We start from the raw sequence: 14,022 nt of genomic DNA, 5'->3' as shown, positions 1-14,022 counted from the left end.
GCTTATTCTCCTGCTTTCTCAGCTGGTGCAGCAGCGGCCGGGGTCGCCAGCTTGACGGCTGGACGCGCACGCACGGTTGGTGCTGCAGTGCCTGGACGGGCACCGCCGGCTGGACGTGGGCCGCGCGATGGCTTGCCATCGTCACGACGTGGGCCGCGTGGCTTCTTCTCGTCCGGCGGGGTGTCGATGACTGGGGCTTCGCCGGTGACCGAACGGTCGCCCTTGTAGACCCAGACCTTGACGCCGATGATGCCGTACGTGGTCGATGCTTCGCTGGTGCCGTAGTCGATATCGGCGCGCAGGGTGTGCAGAGGCACACGGCCTTCGCGGTACCATTCGGTACGTGCGATTTCGATGCCGTTCAGACGGCCCGACGACATGATCTTGATGCCGACGGCACCCAGACGCATGGCGTTTTGCATGGCGCGCTTCATCGCGCGGCGGAACATGATGCGCTTCTCGAGCTGCTGCGAGATCGAATCGGCGATCAGCTGCGAGTCGATTTCCGGCTTGCGGATCTCTTCGATATTGACGTGCACTGGCACGCCCATGATCTTCGTCAGCGACGACTTCAGCACTTCGATGTCTTCGCCTTTTTTACCGATCACGACACCTGGACGCGACGAGTAGATAGTGAAGCGCGCGTTCTTGGCTGGACGCTCGATGACGATGCGGCCGACCGAAGCGTTCTTCAGCTTCTTCTTCAGGAAGGCGCGGGCCTTCAGGTCTTCGTTGAGCATCTCAGCGAAGTTGCCGTTGCCGGCGTACCAGCGCGACGCCCAGTTACGGGTGACGGACAGGCGGAAGCCTGTTGGGTGAATCTTCTGTCCCATCGTGTGACTCCTTAGTTACCGACAGTCACGTAGATGTGACAGGATTGTTTAGAAATGCGATCGCCGCGGCCTTTGGCACGTGCCGTAAAGCGCTTCAGGATCGGGCCTTTTTCAACGTAGATCTCGACGACTTTCAGCTCGTCGATATCGGCGCCATCGTTGTGCTCTGCATTGGCGATTGCCGATTCCAGAACCTTCTTGATGATGGTGGCACCTTTCTTCGGGCTGAATTGAAGAATGTTGAGTGCTGCGTCAACTTTCTTGCCGCGGATCAGGTCAGCAACGAGGCGACCTTTCTGATCCGACAGGCGCACGCCTTTGAGGATAGCTTTAGTTTCCATTATTTTTTCGCCTTCTTGTCAGCGGCGTGGCCCTTGAACGTGCGGGTCAGCGCGAATTCGCCGAGCTTGTGGCCAACCATGTTCTCGGAGACGTACACCGGCACGTGCAGCTTGCCGTTGTGAACTGCGATCGTCAGACCGATGAAGTCAGGCGTGATCGTCGAGCGGCGCGACCAGGTTTTGACTGGCTTTTTGTCTTTGTTCGCTTGCGCGGCTTCGACTTTTTTCACCAGGTGGGCGTCAACGAACGGCCCTTTTTTCAATGAACGAGTCATGTGTTATCCCTTATTTCTTGCCGCGGCGCGAAACGATCATCGAAGAAGTGCGCTTGTTCGAACGCGTCTTCTTGCCCTTCGTCTGTTGGCCCCAAGGCGACACTGGATGGCGACCAGCTGCGGTTTTACCTTCACCACCACCGTGCGGGTGATCGACCGGGTTCATGACCACACCGCGAACGGTAGGACGAACACCGCGCCAGCGCATCGCACCAGCTTTACCGATCTTGCGCAGGCTGTGCTCGGCATTGCCGACTTCGCCAACGGTAGCGCGGCACTCGATGTGCACGCGACGAACTTCACCCGAGCGCAGGCGGACCTGGGCGTAGGTGCCTTCGCGGGCCATCAGCACGACGGCGGCGCCGGCGGTACGGGCCATCTGGGCACCCTTACCTGGCAGCATTTCGACGCAGTGCATCACGGTACCGACCGGGATGTTACGGATTGGCAGGCAGTTACCCGACTTGATCGGCGCTTCCGAGCCGTTCATGACGCTGTCGCCGACAGCCATGCCTTTGGTGGCGATGATGTACTGACGCTCGCCGTCCGCGTAGCACAGCAGTGCGATGTGCGCGGTACGGTTCGGGTCGTATTCAATACGCTCGACCTTGGCAGGAATGCCGTCCTTCTGGCGCTTGAAGTCGACCAGACGGTAGTGGTGCTTGTGGCCACCGCCGATGTGACGGGTGGTGATGTGACCGTTGTTGTTACGGCCAGCAGTCTTCGATTTCTTCTCAACCAGTGCTGCGAACGGACGGCCCTTGTACAGGCCTTCGGTCACAACTTTCACCATGCCGCGGCGGCCTGGGGAGGTTGGCTTCATCTTAACGAGTGCCATTATTTAGCCTCCTCGACAAAATTGATTTCCTGGCCTGGCTTCAGGCACACGAAAGCACGCTTGGTATGGTTGCGACGACCGTTGAAACGGCCCGAACGCTTCTGTTTGCCTTCGCGGTTCACGGTTTGCACCGATTCCACTTCGACCTTGAACAGCAGCTCGACGGCAGCCTTGATTTCCGGCTTGGTCGCGTCAGGCAGGACCTTGAACACGATCTGCTCGTTCTTTTCCGCGACGAAGGTAGCCTTTTCGGAGATGACCGGAGCCATCAGCACCTTCATCAGGCGCTCTTCGCTAAATTTGATTGCGGTGCTCATGCGTACATCTCCTCGATCTTGGCCAGTGCAGCTTTGGTGACCAGGACTTTCTTGTAGAACACCAGCGACATCGGGTCAGCTGCTTTTGGCTCGACAACCAGCACGTTCGGCAGGTTACGCGATGCCAGCAACAGGTTTTCTTCGATGGTGTCGGTGATCACCAGGACCGATTCCAGGCCCATGCTCTGCAGCTTTTGCGACAGCAGCTTGGTCTTCGGAGCTTCGATCGACAGGTTTTCGACAACGCTCAGACGGCCTTCGCGGGCCAGCTGCGAGAAGATCGAGCAGATACCTGCACGGAACATCTTCTTGTTGACCTTGTGCGTGAAGTTCTCGTCAGGCGAGTTCGGGAAGATGCGACCACCGCCGCGCCACAGTGGCGACGACGACATACCAGCACGAGCGCGGCCGGTACCTTTTTGGCGCCATGGCTTCTTCGTGGTGTGGCTGACTTCTTCACGGTCTTTCTGCTTGCGGTTACCGCTACGTGCGTTAGCAGCGTAAGCAACCACGACCTGGTGAATCAGGGCTTCGTTGTATTCGCGGCCGAAGACTTCGTCGGTAGCGGCAACAGCGGCGCCGGCTTGACCTTGCTCATTCAGGAGCTGAAGTTCCATAATTAAGCTCCTTTCTGTGCTTTGGTTTTGACGGCTGGCTTGACGATCACTTGACCGTTTTTCGCGCCAGGAACTGCACCCTTGACCAGCAGCAGTTGACGCTCAGCGTCGATGCGGGCGATTTCCAGGTTCTGGGTGGTGACGGTGACGTCGCCCATGTGACCGGTCATGCGCTTGCCTGGGAACACGCGGCCTGGATCCTGCGCCATACCGATGGAGCCAGGAACATTGTGCGAACGCGAGTTACCGTGGGTCTGACGACCCGATGCGAAGTTGTGACGCTTGATGGTACCGGCGTAGCCTTTACCGATCGAGGTGCCTTGCACGTCGATCTTCTGGCCCACTTCGAACAGCGAGACATTGACTGCGTCGCCAGTTTTCAGTTCGGCTGCCTTGGCAGCGTCAACGCGGAATTCGCGCAGCATGGTGCCAGCTTCGACGCCTGCTTTTGCGTGGTGACCCGCAACAGCCTTGGTCACGCGGGAAGCGCGACGTTGACCGAATGCGACCTGGACTGCAGCATAGCCGTCAGTTTCAGGAGTTTTGATTTGTGCGACACGGTTGTTCGACACGTCGAGCACGGTAACTGGGATCGAATCCCCGTCATCCGTGAAGATGCGCATCATGCCAACCTTGCGACCGAGAAGGCCCAAGCTCATTTTTTCTCCATTCCCACCTACGATTGGGCGGGGGTAGTTGAACTACTAAAAACGTACGGACTCAAAACGACGAGTCCATACCGAAGCCGGCTAGTATAGCGCGCAAAAGGGCTTGACGCAACAAGAGAATCGGAGGTATGTCGACCCTGTTGCGAATTTTCGCAGTAGCGTGGAGAAGAAAGGAATCTGGCAAGGCTTGCCAGCACAGAAAAGGCACATCAGCGCCTTTTCTCTGCAGAACTCGGGGTTCTGCGACATTTGAATTTTGGTGGGCGGTGCAGGATTCGAACCTGCGACCCCTTGGATGTCGACCAAGTATTCTAACCAACTGAACTAACCGCCCGGGGAGCCGCATTATGCCAAGGGTTCGAACGGTTTGCAATAGCTGAGTTCGAATGCGTGCGTTCAATCCGCGTGGGCTCGGGGAGCCCACCCTACGATGCGCCACGGCCCTTGGCAACATCAAGCGACCGTGGCGTAGCGTAGGGTGGGCATTCATGCCCACGCGTCCAGGCGATGCCGATAGCGGCCTCGGCGTCAGCCCCACTACCCCTAAGTCTTCCATAAGCCCGCATGTGTAATATCCGTCAATTAGCGTTATATTCACATGGCACACTCGCGGCGGCCGCACGGCCGCGCCACACGACCCGTTTCATTTCACGAAAGGAGCTGTAATGGCAATCAGTCTGCAAAAGGGCGGCAACGTCAACCTCAGCAAGGAAGCACCGAACCTCACCAAGGTCGTCATTGGCCTGGGCTGGGACCCGCGCTCGACCGATGGCGCCGCCTTCGACCTCGACGGCTCCGCCTTCATGCTCAAGTCCGACGCCAAGGTGCGCGGCGACGCCGACTTCATCTTCTATAACAACCTGAAATCGAGCGACGGCTCCGTCGTCCACAACGGCGACAACACCACCGGCCAGGGCGAAGGCGACGACGAGACCGTCACCGTCGACCTGACCCGCGTCCCGCCGGACATCGACAAGATCTCGTTCTGCGTCACCATCCACGAAGCGGAAAGCCGGCGCCAGAGCTTCGGCATGGTCGGCAAAGCCTTCATTCGCTGCCTGGACGCCAACGGCAACAGGGAAATTGCCCGCTACGACCTCTCCGAGGACAGCTCGACCGAAACGGCCATGATCTTCGGCGAACTGTATCGCGCCGGCGGCGACTGGAAGTTCCGCGCTGTCGGCCAGGGCTATAACGGCGGCCTCGGCCCGCTGGCCCGCTCGTTCGGCGTCAACGTCTGAGCCGGCAAGCCATGCCCGCAGTCCCGCACCCTGGTTGCGGGACTGCTCCCTCCCCTGCAAGCGAAGAATCCCATGCGCGTCTGGTTCAACCGTAGCTTCTCGTCCGTCCATACCGCGATCGACCTGATCCGCCAGGCCGATACCGGAGAACGCTTCACGATCATCCACAGCAATCCGAATCCGAAGTCGCCCGTCGCCCGGGTGGCCCACGCATTCCACCTCGAACCGACCGGCCTCGCTACGCCTGAATACATCGACTGGTGCGTCGCCTTCTGCCGCGAGCACCAGGTCGAGATCTTCGTTCCGGGACGCGAAGCGACGGCGATCGCCGGCGTTCATGCGCGTTTCGAAGAAGTCGGCACCCGCGTATTGAGCGCGGCGTCGGAAGCATCCCTTCAGCTCATCCACGACAAGGCACGCTTCTACGCCGAGACCGACCTGCCCGTCGCCCCGGTCGCCGAGTTCCACCATTTCGAGGATGCCGCCGGTTTCGAAGCCGCCTGGGACCTGCTGCGCCGGCGTCACGCCAAACTGTGCGTCAAACCCTCTCACTCGATCTACGGGCTCGGTTTCGCCGTCCTCGACGAAACGAGGAACAGCGCCGAACTGCTGATGGCCGGCGCCGAATACCACGTCTCGCTGGCGGATTTCCGGGCCGGCCTCGCCCGCCTCGGGGGCTTTCGCAGCATGCTGCTGATGGAATACCTGGACGGACGAGAATACAGCGTCGACTGCGTGGGAGACCAGGGCCGCCTGGTCACCGCCGTGGTGCGCCGCAAATCGAACCAGGCCGGCGCCGGCCAGCGCATCGACCAGCGACAGGACATCCTCGACGCCACCGCCCAGCTGTGCCGTACCCATGGCCTGAACGGCATCTTCAATGTCCAGTTCCGCGAAGCGGCCGGCAAACCGCGCCTCCTGGAGATCAACCCGCGCATGTCGGGCGGGATCGGCATGGCCTGCGTGGCCGGCCCCAACCTGCCGTATATCGCCCTGCGCGGTTTCGCGGACGGCTTCGATGCGGTCGACGTGACGCCGGTCCGCAATGGCATCCGCGTGGCCGAACTGGCGCGCGCCGTGGAGCTGGTGTGAACGCCCGCAACGACGTGCTGCCGGTACGCCTGACGCAGCAGCTGCCGACCGGCCTGCTCGAACTCGAGCTGCACGAAGGCGCCGACGAACTCGATGCCCTGCTCGGCTTTGCCGCGCGCGCCAACGCCAAGCGCGGTTTTCTCTTCGTGAGCAAGGTGCTCGGCAAGCATTGGCCGGTACGCCCGGGCCGCATGCTGGCCATCCACGAGCGCCTCGCCGCCGGCGTCCCCGATGCGCCCGGCCCGGTACTGTTCATCGCGATGGCGGAAACCGGCCTCGGTCTCGGCCAGGGCGTCTTTGAGGCCTGGCTGCGCGCGCACCCGGGACAACAGGCGCTGTTCCTGCAGACGACGCGCTACCGCGTCGGCACCGGCCCCATCATCGAATTCGAGGAAGCGCACAGCCACGCGCCGCGCCAGTTCCTGCACATGCCCGACGGCGCGCAGGAACAGGCGCTGTTGAAAAGCGCGCGCACCATCGTGCTGGTCGACGACGAGGCCAGCACCGGCAACACCTTCCTGAATTTAACGCAAGCCTGCCGGCGCCTGAATCCCGCTTTGGAACGCGTGCACCTGGCGGTGCTGGCCAATTTCATGGGAGCAGAGGCGACGGATGTCCTGAGCGCGCGTTTCGGGCTGCCGACGACGATGGGCGCCCTGATCGCCGGCGCTTACCGGTTTACCCCGGCCGACTGCCCTGTGGACGCGGCGCCGGCCCAGCGCTACGACGCACAGGCCGAACGCGGTGCGAGTACCGCCTTTGGCCGCCTGGGTCTCGCCCGCGCCCTGCGCACGCCCGACAGGCTGGCGCGCGACCTGGCCGCGACCATTGCGCCGCAAGATCGCGTGCTGGTGCTCGGTACCGGCGAATTCATGCACCCCTCGACCCTGCTCGGCGCCGCGCTGGAGCGGCTAGGCGTCGATGTCGTCGTGCAGTCGACCACGCGCTCGCCCATCCTCACCTGGGGCGCGATCGGACACGTTCTCACCCTTGCCGACAACTACGGCGAAGGCATCCCGAATTTTATTTACAACGTCGCGCCCTGCCAGTACGACCACGTGCTGGTCTGCCATGAGACGCCGCCCGGCGAGGCCCTTATCGGCTTTGCGCGCCTGTTGAATGCCCGCCTGTTCCACTACCATGCCGAGGACGATGTTGAAGAAGTTCCTGTTCGCTGACCTGGACGACACCCTGTTCCAGACGCTGGAAAAATGCGCCGTACGCGATGCGCTCGAGCCGGCCGCGTACTACAGCAATGGCAGCATTTGCTCGTACACCACGCCTGCCCAGCGTGCCTTTTTCAGCTTTGTCAGCGAGGGCATGACGGTGATCCCGACCACGGCGCGCAGCCTCGATGCGTTCTCGCGTGTGCACCTCGGCTTCACCAGTTATGCCGTGCTGAATTTCGGCGGCATCATCCTGCAGCCCGACGGCGGCATCGAGCGCGACTGGCAGGGCCGCATGCACGGCCTCATGCTGGCCGCCCTGCCCGGCCTGCAGGAACTCTCCGCGCACATCGATGACTGGTGCGCACGCACCGGTTACGGCGGCCGCGCGCGTTTGGTGGAAGACGCAGGCACCCCCTTCTTCATCGTCGTCAAAGATCCGGACAAGGTCGCGCTGAACCTGGAGCGTGTCGAGCGCGAGGTCGTCCTGCCCTGGATCGCCGGCGAGGGCAAGGCCTACTGCGTCCACCGCAACGGCAACAACCTGGCAGTGCTGCCGCGCACCCTGGACAAGGCCGATGCAGTGGCCTGGATCACCGAACGCCTGCGCCGCGAGCATGGAGAGATCGTCACCTTCGGCATGGGCGACAGCCGGTCCGATGCGCGTTTCATGGCCGACTGCGACTATGCGATCATCCCGCGCCGCACCCAGCTGGCGAAGCTGACGGTGGAGACGCTGTGAGCCTCTCCCTGGGCTTCGCGGGCAGCTATCGCGAGGGCGACGTGCGCTTCCTGCTCACGCGCCTGCCGGCCGCCGATTTCGTCGACGTCAAGGCGAAGGAGGCACTGATCCAGGCAGGAAAGCGCCACTACAGCGAGATGCTGTCGCCCGAACGTGCTCCTTCTCCGCGCTATATGGCGCTGTTCGAGGAGGCTTGCCGTGTTAACGGCGAACGCATGGCACGCGACTGCCTGCACTTGGCGGGCCTGATCGCGGCGCGGCGCCGCGGCCCGCTCACGCTGGTGTCGCTGGCGCGTGGCGGCACGCCGGTCGGCGTCGTCTTGAAACGCCTGCTGGCCAAGGTGTTCGGGCGCGAGACAGTCCACTATTCGGTCTCGATCGTGCGCGACCGCGGCATCGATGCCAATGCGCTGCGCCACATCCTGGCGCACGGCCACGCGCCGGAATCGATCGTTTTTATTGACGGCTGGACCGGCAAGGGCGTGATCGCACGCGAACTGGCAAGCGCGGTCGCCCGCTTCAATGCGCAGCACGGCGTGGCGCTCGATCCCGGTTTATATGTGCTGTCGGACCTGGCCGGCGCCGCCTTTGTCGCGGCCTCCTGCGAGGATTACCTGATCCCGTCGAGCATCCTGAACGCGACGGTGTCGGGCCTGGTCAGCCGCTCGGTGCTCAACGAGGCGATCGGCCCGGACGATTTTCATGGCTGCGTGCTGTACGAACAATTCGCGGGCGAGGACCGTTCGCGCAGCTTTGTCGACCTGGTCGAAAGCCTGGCGCTGGAACAGGCGCGCACCGACGGCCCTGTGATTGCTGCCGACACCGACGCCGCCGCCGCCCGCTCCCAGGCCTATATCGAACAGGCCCGGCGCCGCTACGGCATCGAAGACGTCAACCTCATCAAACCTGGCATCGGCGAAGCGACGCGGGTGCTGTTGCGCCGCGTGCCGCGCCTGTTGCTGCTGCGCGATGCGCACTCGCCTGCCGTGGCGCACCTGCGCCTGCTGGCCGAAGAAAAACACGTGCCGGTCGAGATCGACCCGGCACTGCCCTACCAAGCTGTTTCCCTGATCAGGAGTGCGTCGGATGCATAAATCGATGGGCGCGTCGCTGTACGTGCCGGCCAACCATAAACACCTGCTCAGCATCGCCAACGGAGAAAAGCTGCCGGACGCGCGCTCGCTGATCTTCTGCACCGAGGATTCGGTGGCGGACCGCGACCTGGGCTGGGCGCTGTTCAACCTGTCGGTGGTGCTCGAACACATGCGGCCCGATGTCGCAGTGGAGCGCTTCGTGCGCGTGCGCAGTCCCGAAGTGCTGGCGCGCGTGCTGGCGATGAAGGGCGCGCATAAACTGACCGGCTTCGTGATCCCGAAAGCGACCCGCCAGAATTTCGAGGCCTACTACCGCCAGGTGCGCGATACGGACCACATGCTGATGCCGACGCTGGAAACGGCGGAGGTGTTCAGCGAGCGCGAGATGGAAGCCTTCCGCGACCTGTTGCAGTCGCCGGGCGTGCGTGGCCGCATCCTGGCGCTGCGCATCGGCGGCAACGATTTACTGGCCCTGCTCGGCCTGCGCCGCCCGCGCAACATGACGCTCTACCGTACCCCGCTCGGCCCCGTCATCGCGCGCCTGGTGACGATCTTCCGCCCGCACGGCTTCGTGCTCACCGCCCCCGTGTTCGAACACCTGGACCTGCCGGAGCTGCTGGCGCAGGAGGTCGGCGAGGACATCGCCTACGGCATGGTCGGCAAGACGGCGATCCACCCGAGCCAGATCCTGCCGATCGAAGAGCACTACAAGGTGAAACCGCAGGACCTGGCGGCAGCACAGGCGATCCTCGACGAGAACAGCCCGGCCGTCTTCAAGATGCACGACTCGATGTGCGAAGTCGCCACGCACCGCGCCTGGGCCGAGCGCATGGTCGCGCAATCGCACCTGTTCGGCGCCCATGGAGCCAACGTATTGAATATCGAAAGGGAAGGCAGATGAACGTTTTTTCACGCGGCCAGAAAGGCAAGCTGACGGACCTCGGCGTCGGCAGCAGTTTCAGCGTCGACCTCGACATCAACGCACCCGGCTTCGCCGTCGACGTTTCCTGCTTTGGACTGGACAGCTTTGACAAACTGGCGGACGACCGCTACATGGTCTTTTATAACCAGTTGGCCAGTCCCGGCGAAGCGGTGCGCCTGACCCTGGGCAGCCCGGCGCGCTTCAGCATCAACCTCGACGCGTTGCCGCCATCGATCGCCAAGCTCGTCTTCGTCGCGGCGATCGACGGCGCCCAGACCATGCGTGCCCTGGGCAGCAGCAGCCTCACCCTGGGCGGTGCCCTGCGCTTTCCGTGGTCGGGCGCCGACTTCGGCGACGAGAAGGCGGTCATCGTGGCCGAGATCTACCGCAGGGACGGCCAGTGGCGCTTCGGCGCCGTCGGCCAGGGTTTCAATGGCGGCCTGTCGGCGCTATTGAAACACTTTGGTGGGACCGAGGCAGCGCCGGTGCGCGGCGCTGCGCCCGCATCTCTCCAACCTGCGCCGGCCGCCCCCAAAATCTCGCTCTCGAAAGTCACGCTGGAGAAGCGCGGCGACAAGGTCTCGCTCGACAAGCGCGCCGGTGCCGGCTTCGGCCGCATCCACGTCAACCTGAACTGGAACCGCTCGGGGATGGCGTCGGCCCCGCCGCCGCAGGCGCCCCAAAAAGGCGGCCTGCTCGGCCGCCTGAGCGGGGTCGTAAACGACGCGATGGCGAATAAACGGCGCTCCGGCGGCATCGACCTCGACCTCGACCTCGGCTGCATGTTCGAGCTGAGCGACGGCCGCAAGGGCCTGGTGCAGGCGCTCGGCAATGCCTGGGGCGACTACGAGCGCGCGCCATTCATCAGACTCGACGCCGACGACCGCACCGGCGCTTCCACCAATGGCGAAAACCTGTTCATCAACGGCGACCAGTTCGCCCAGATCCGGCGCGCCATCATTTTTTCGTTCATTTACGAGGGCGTCCCGAACTGGTCGGCCACCGATGGCGTGGTCACGATCGCGGTGCCGAACCAGGCGCCGATCGAGGTGCGCCTCGATGGCGGCGGCAACCAGATGATGTGCGCGATCGCCATGATCGAGAACCAGGGCGGCCAGCTGCAGGTAACGAAGATGACCGACTATTTCGAGCAGCAGGGCCAGACCAGCGCGCACGAGATGATGGACCGGCGGTTCAACTTCGGGCTGCGCTGGAAGACGGGCAGAAAGGATTGACGCTGCCCGGCATGCCGGCACCCCTTCCAGGGTGGCGGCATGGCCAGACTATTTGTTACCGGATTGCTTGTTGCCCGGCTGCGCGGCTGGCTGGGCCGGATGGCCCTGCGCGTTGCCGCGGAACAGGGCCTCTCCTGCCGACTGCATGCTGGCCGCTACGCCCTCGCGTGCATCCTGCGCGCTCGCCTTGGCGCGGAAGGCGCCGTTGGCCTGCGCCGCCGCCTCTTTCTGGAACGGATCGCGGAACTGCTTCAGGAAGTCCTCCTTCTGACGCGTGTTCTGCTCGCTCGCTTCCGTGGCGGCACGGGTCACCTCGTCCGACAGCGCATGCGCCGTACGCGAGGTTTCCTCTCCATGCTGCTGGGTTACCCGGGCAAGCTCGACCTGGGAATCGGCCGTCAGGCGCGAGAGGTGCTGCTGGTAGGCACGCAGCTTGTCCGCTGCCGGCTGGGCACCGGAGGCGGCAGCGCCAAACGCGTCGCTGACGTTCTTGCTGGCCAGCATGCGCTGGCCGGCGCCCATGCTTTCTTCCAGCATGGTCCGGCTGAGCTTGAGGTTGGCGTCGCAAATACTCTGGAAAGTACCCGACAGCGAGGTCGACAGGTCGTTGAAGAAGGCGAGCTGGGAATCGAGATAGGAACGTAGAACCGGATTGACAGGTTGGGAAAATGGAAACATGGTGTACCTTTTCAGTGTTGAGCCGCAAAGGATGCGGTCACATGAGCAATGAGGAGCGGGGGTGCCCGGTGCGGGCGAAGGGGAAAATAGCAGGCTGCTGCTTGAATGCAGGATCACGAAGGGACCGTGCGAACAAAGGACACTATGCGCCATTTATCGCGAGGATAGGACAAAATACCAAAAGTATTTACGCGCCTTAAAATCGGGCAATGTTTCGCCATGGCGTACGCAGGGGCGTACTGCCGGCGGAATGACGCGCTCAGCGCGTCGATGCGCGGGGTAGCGGTGGCGCTCCCTCCCATGCAAGGCCCGATAACTTGTCGGTGTGCGCCATCTCGTCGCCATAGCGATAGGCCGGGCCTGGATCGTCGAAGCCAGTATCGTAGGCGTCCGGATAGCGCGCAGGGTGACCGTCGTCGGGATGCTCGTTGCCCAGATCGATCCTGCCCCAGCCGTGAAGCACGGCATCGTTGAATCTGTCCCAGGGCGGCAGTTCCCCCCCATGGCGCAATGACCAGCTTGCCTTCCGGTCTGCCGCCTGCGCGGTCCAGCGGCGCATCCGGCATTGGAAACCATCCCTGGCTTGCGGCGCAGCGGGCCGGTCCGTCCCGGCAATACCGAAGCGTCCGACGAGCGCGGTGGCGCGGTCTGCTTCCATGTCCGCCCCGGTCGTCAGCGTGAGCACGTGGCTGCGCGCTGCCTCGTCCGCCGTACTGCCCTTACCGGCCTGTCCCGCCGGAACAGCAAGGGAAAGCGCCACGTCCGCACGTGTAAATCCGGCAGCAAGCAATTTGTTCAGCGCATGCTGTGCAGCGCCGCGGTCGTCAAAAACCGCCGTCAAGGCGTGTCTCATGGTGTTCTCCCGGTGGCATCGTTGGAAGCTGCGGTTGCCGACGATTCCGGAGGCGCGACGCGATCGTGCTTGCGATTTCCGGTAAAAATCTTCGTACCGTATCTGGTATTGCCCGCATCGCGCGAGCTGTAGCGGTCGAGCCCGCCTTTGGTCAGGACCTTCTTGCTCGTGAGCGACGCTGTCTGGCAAGAAAGTTAAATCGCGCCAGAAGCAATTGGCATTTCAGTATAGTCCGCAGGCGCGCACTATGCTGAACTAATGCAAGCGTCTGGCAAAGGTGAACTTGCCTGTGCTTCGCACGCGCTCGTCCGGGCAAGGCACGGCGCGGAAGGCAGTATCGGGAGGATGAGGGGACGCCAGTCGGATCTGCTGATGCATCGAAGAGACGCATTCGCCATGCGTAAACGGAATCGGGGCCGGGAAAGTTCGCCAGTTGGCGGCCCTTCCCGGCCCCGATTTTTATTTCAGCCCGCGGATTGCTCCGCGTCGGCCTCAATGATTACTGCAGCTTGATTTCGACATCGACGCCAGCTGGCAGGTCCAGCTTCATCAGTGCGTCGACGGTCTTGTCGGTTGGGTCCACGATGTCCATCAGACGCTGGTGCGTACGGATCTCGAACTGGTCGCGCGAGGTCTTGTTGACGTGCGGCGAACGCAGGACGTCAAAACGCTGGATACGGGTCGGCAGTGGAACTGGGCCCTTGACGACGGCGCCGGTGCGCTTGGCGGTGTCGACGATTTCCAGTGCGGACTGGTCGATCAGCTTGTAGTCGAACGCTTTCAGGCGGATACGGATTTTTTGATTTGCGGACATGCGATTTCCTTGGAAAAGAGCGAACCGGTTTTAGGACCGGCAATGATTTGTCAGGTACTACGTGCTGCAAAGGAGCGAGAGTATATCACTCTTCTTCCTTAAACAGAGGGGGCAGAATCGAGATTCTGCCCCCTCTTGTTGTGCCGGCGGAACGAACCGCCGGCAAATCAAAGCTTGATTAGGCGATGATCTTGGCAACGACGCCGGCGCCGACGGTACGGCCGCCTTCGCGGATTGCGAAGCGCAGGCCTTCTTCCATCGCGATCGGGTTGATCAGCTTGACGGTGATCGACACG

18 protein-coding genes and 1 tRNA gene are annotated in these 14,022 nt (G+C 62.7%); 7 read left to right on the top strand and 12 right to left on the bottom strand.

Annotation, left to right across the window (positions count from 1 at the left end):
- Positions 1 to 2: 2 nt before the first annotated feature.
- The 8 genes from rpsC to ACI48I_RS21210 all read right to left on the bottom strand — a co-directional run bounded on the left by rpsC (position 3) and on the right by ACI48I_RS21210 (position 4,223).
- A complete protein-coding gene (gene rpsC / locus ACI48I_RS21245; RefSeq protein ID WP_056337585.1) occupies positions 3 to 833 on the bottom strand; it encodes a 30S ribosomal protein S3 in 831 nt (276 codons plus the stop codon).
- Between the two features lie 11 nt (positions 834 to 844).
- On the bottom strand, positions 845 to 1,177 hold the full coding sequence (gene rplV / locus ACI48I_RS21240; RefSeq protein ID WP_181017582.1) for a 50S ribosomal protein L22: 333 nt from the start codon (positions 1,175 to 1,177) through the stop codon (positions 845 to 847).
- Positions 1,174 to 1,449 (bottom strand): 30S ribosomal protein S19, encoded by a 276-nt coding sequence (gene rpsS / locus ACI48I_RS21235; RefSeq protein WP_056337578.1) that lies wholly within the window; start codon positions 1,447 to 1,449, stop codon positions 1,174 to 1,176. Before rpsS ends, rplV begins: the two co-directional genes overlap by 4 nt.
- Before the next feature lie 10 nt (positions 1,450 to 1,459).
- A complete protein-coding gene (rplB, locus tag ACI48I_RS21230) occupies positions 1,460 to 2,287 on the bottom strand; it encodes a 50S ribosomal protein L2 (protein ID WP_193687463.1) in 828 nt (275 codons plus the stop codon).
- Complete coding sequence (gene rplW, locus ACI48I_RS21225; protein WP_182990702.1) at positions 2,287 to 2,604, bottom strand: 50S ribosomal protein L23; 318 nt, start codon at positions 2,602 to 2,604, stop codon at positions 2,287 to 2,289. The genes rplB and rplW overlap by 1 nt, the downstream gene beginning before the upstream one ends.
- Positions 2,601 to 3,221, bottom strand: a complete 621-nt coding sequence (gene rplD, locus ACI48I_RS21220; RefSeq protein WP_193687464.1) for a 50S ribosomal protein L4 — start codon at positions 3,219 to 3,221, stop codon at positions 2,601 to 2,603. The genes rplW and rplD overlap by 4 nt, the downstream gene beginning before the upstream one ends.
- A 2-nt stretch (positions 3,222 to 3,223) precedes the next feature.
- Positions 3,224 to 3,880 (bottom strand): 50S ribosomal protein L3, encoded by a 657-nt coding sequence (rplC, locus tag ACI48I_RS21215; protein ID WP_056337567.1) that lies wholly within the window; start codon positions 3,878 to 3,880, stop codon positions 3,224 to 3,226.
- 266 nt (positions 3,881 to 4,146) lie between these two features.
- Positions 4,147 to 4,223 (bottom strand) — tRNA-Val (locus ACI48I_RS21210).
- 331 nt (positions 4,224 to 4,554) lie between these two features.
- Here ACI48I_RS21210 and ACI48I_RS21205 point away from each other — a divergent pair.
- From ACI48I_RS21205 to ACI48I_RS21175, 7 genes are all read left to right on the top strand, one after another.
- A complete protein-coding gene (locus ACI48I_RS21205; protein ID WP_193687465.1) occupies positions 4,555 to 5,130 on the top strand; it encodes a TerD family protein in 576 nt (191 codons plus the stop codon).
- 72 nt (positions 5,131 to 5,202) lie between these two features.
- Positions 5,203 to 6,222 (top strand): ATP-grasp domain-containing protein, encoded by a 1,020-nt coding sequence (locus ACI48I_RS21200; RefSeq protein WP_498575333.1) that lies wholly within the window; start codon positions 5,203 to 5,205, stop codon positions 6,220 to 6,222.
- Positions 6,219 to 7,400 carry a phosphoribosyltransferase domain-containing protein gene (locus ACI48I_RS21195; protein WP_498575332.1) on the top strand — a complete coding sequence of 394 codons (1,182 nt, stop codon included), beginning with the start codon at positions 6,219 to 6,221 and terminating at the stop codon, positions 7,398 to 7,400. The genes ACI48I_RS21200 and ACI48I_RS21195 overlap by 4 nt, the downstream gene beginning before the upstream one ends.
- Positions 7,375 to 8,130: an HAD family hydrolase gene (locus ACI48I_RS21190; protein ID WP_498575331.1), complete on the top strand. Its 756-nt coding sequence runs from the start codon at positions 7,375 to 7,377 to the stop codon at positions 8,128 to 8,130. The genes ACI48I_RS21195 and ACI48I_RS21190 overlap by 26 nt, the downstream gene beginning before the upstream one ends.
- Complete coding sequence (locus ACI48I_RS21185; RefSeq protein WP_498575330.1) at positions 8,127 to 9,224, top strand: cysteine protease StiP domain-containing protein; 1,098 nt, start codon at positions 8,127 to 8,129, stop codon at positions 9,222 to 9,224. Before ACI48I_RS21190 ends, ACI48I_RS21185 begins: the two co-directional genes overlap by 4 nt.
- Entirely contained in the window at positions 9,217 to 10,125 is a 909-nt protein-coding gene (locus ACI48I_RS21180) for an HpcH/HpaI aldolase/citrate lyase family protein (protein WP_498575329.1), read from the top strand. The genes ACI48I_RS21185 and ACI48I_RS21180 overlap by 8 nt, the downstream gene beginning before the upstream one ends.
- Complete coding sequence (locus ACI48I_RS21175) at positions 10,122 to 11,381, top strand: TerD family protein (protein WP_498575328.1); 1,260 nt, start codon at positions 10,122 to 10,124, stop codon at positions 11,379 to 11,381. The genes ACI48I_RS21180 and ACI48I_RS21175 overlap by 4 nt, the downstream gene beginning before the upstream one ends.
- A 48-nt stretch (positions 11,382 to 11,429) precedes the next feature.
- Here ACI48I_RS21175 and ACI48I_RS21170 read toward each other — a convergent pair whose 3' ends face one another.
- The 4 genes from ACI48I_RS21170 to ACI48I_RS21155 all read right to left on the bottom strand — a co-directional run.
- A complete protein-coding gene (locus ACI48I_RS21170) occupies positions 11,430 to 12,059 on the bottom strand; it encodes a phasin family protein (protein WP_498575327.1) in 630 nt (209 codons plus the stop codon).
- A gap of 259 nt (positions 12,060 to 12,318) precedes the next feature.
- Positions 12,319 to 12,912 (bottom strand): hypothetical protein, encoded by a 594-nt coding sequence (locus ACI48I_RS21165; RefSeq protein ID WP_498575326.1) that lies wholly within the window; start codon positions 12,910 to 12,912, stop codon positions 12,319 to 12,321.
- 499 nt (positions 12,913 to 13,411) lie between these two features.
- Positions 13,412 to 13,726, bottom strand: coding sequence for a 30S ribosomal protein S10 (rpsJ, locus tag ACI48I_RS21160; RefSeq protein ID WP_136219921.1), 315 nt, complete (start codon positions 13,724 to 13,726; stop codon positions 13,412 to 13,414).
- Positions 13,727 to 13,904: 178 nt separating this feature from the next.
- Positions 13,905 to 14,022, bottom strand: a 118-nt coding sequence (locus ACI48I_RS21155) for an EF-Tu C-terminal domain-related protein (protein WP_446033001.1), incomplete at its 5' end; no start/stop codon positions are given.

It is taken from the genome of Massilia sp. LXY-5 (assembly GCF_059801075.1).
Note: the sequence above shows the minus strand (reverse complement) of the source record. Positions and strands in the feature narration are given on the sequence as shown.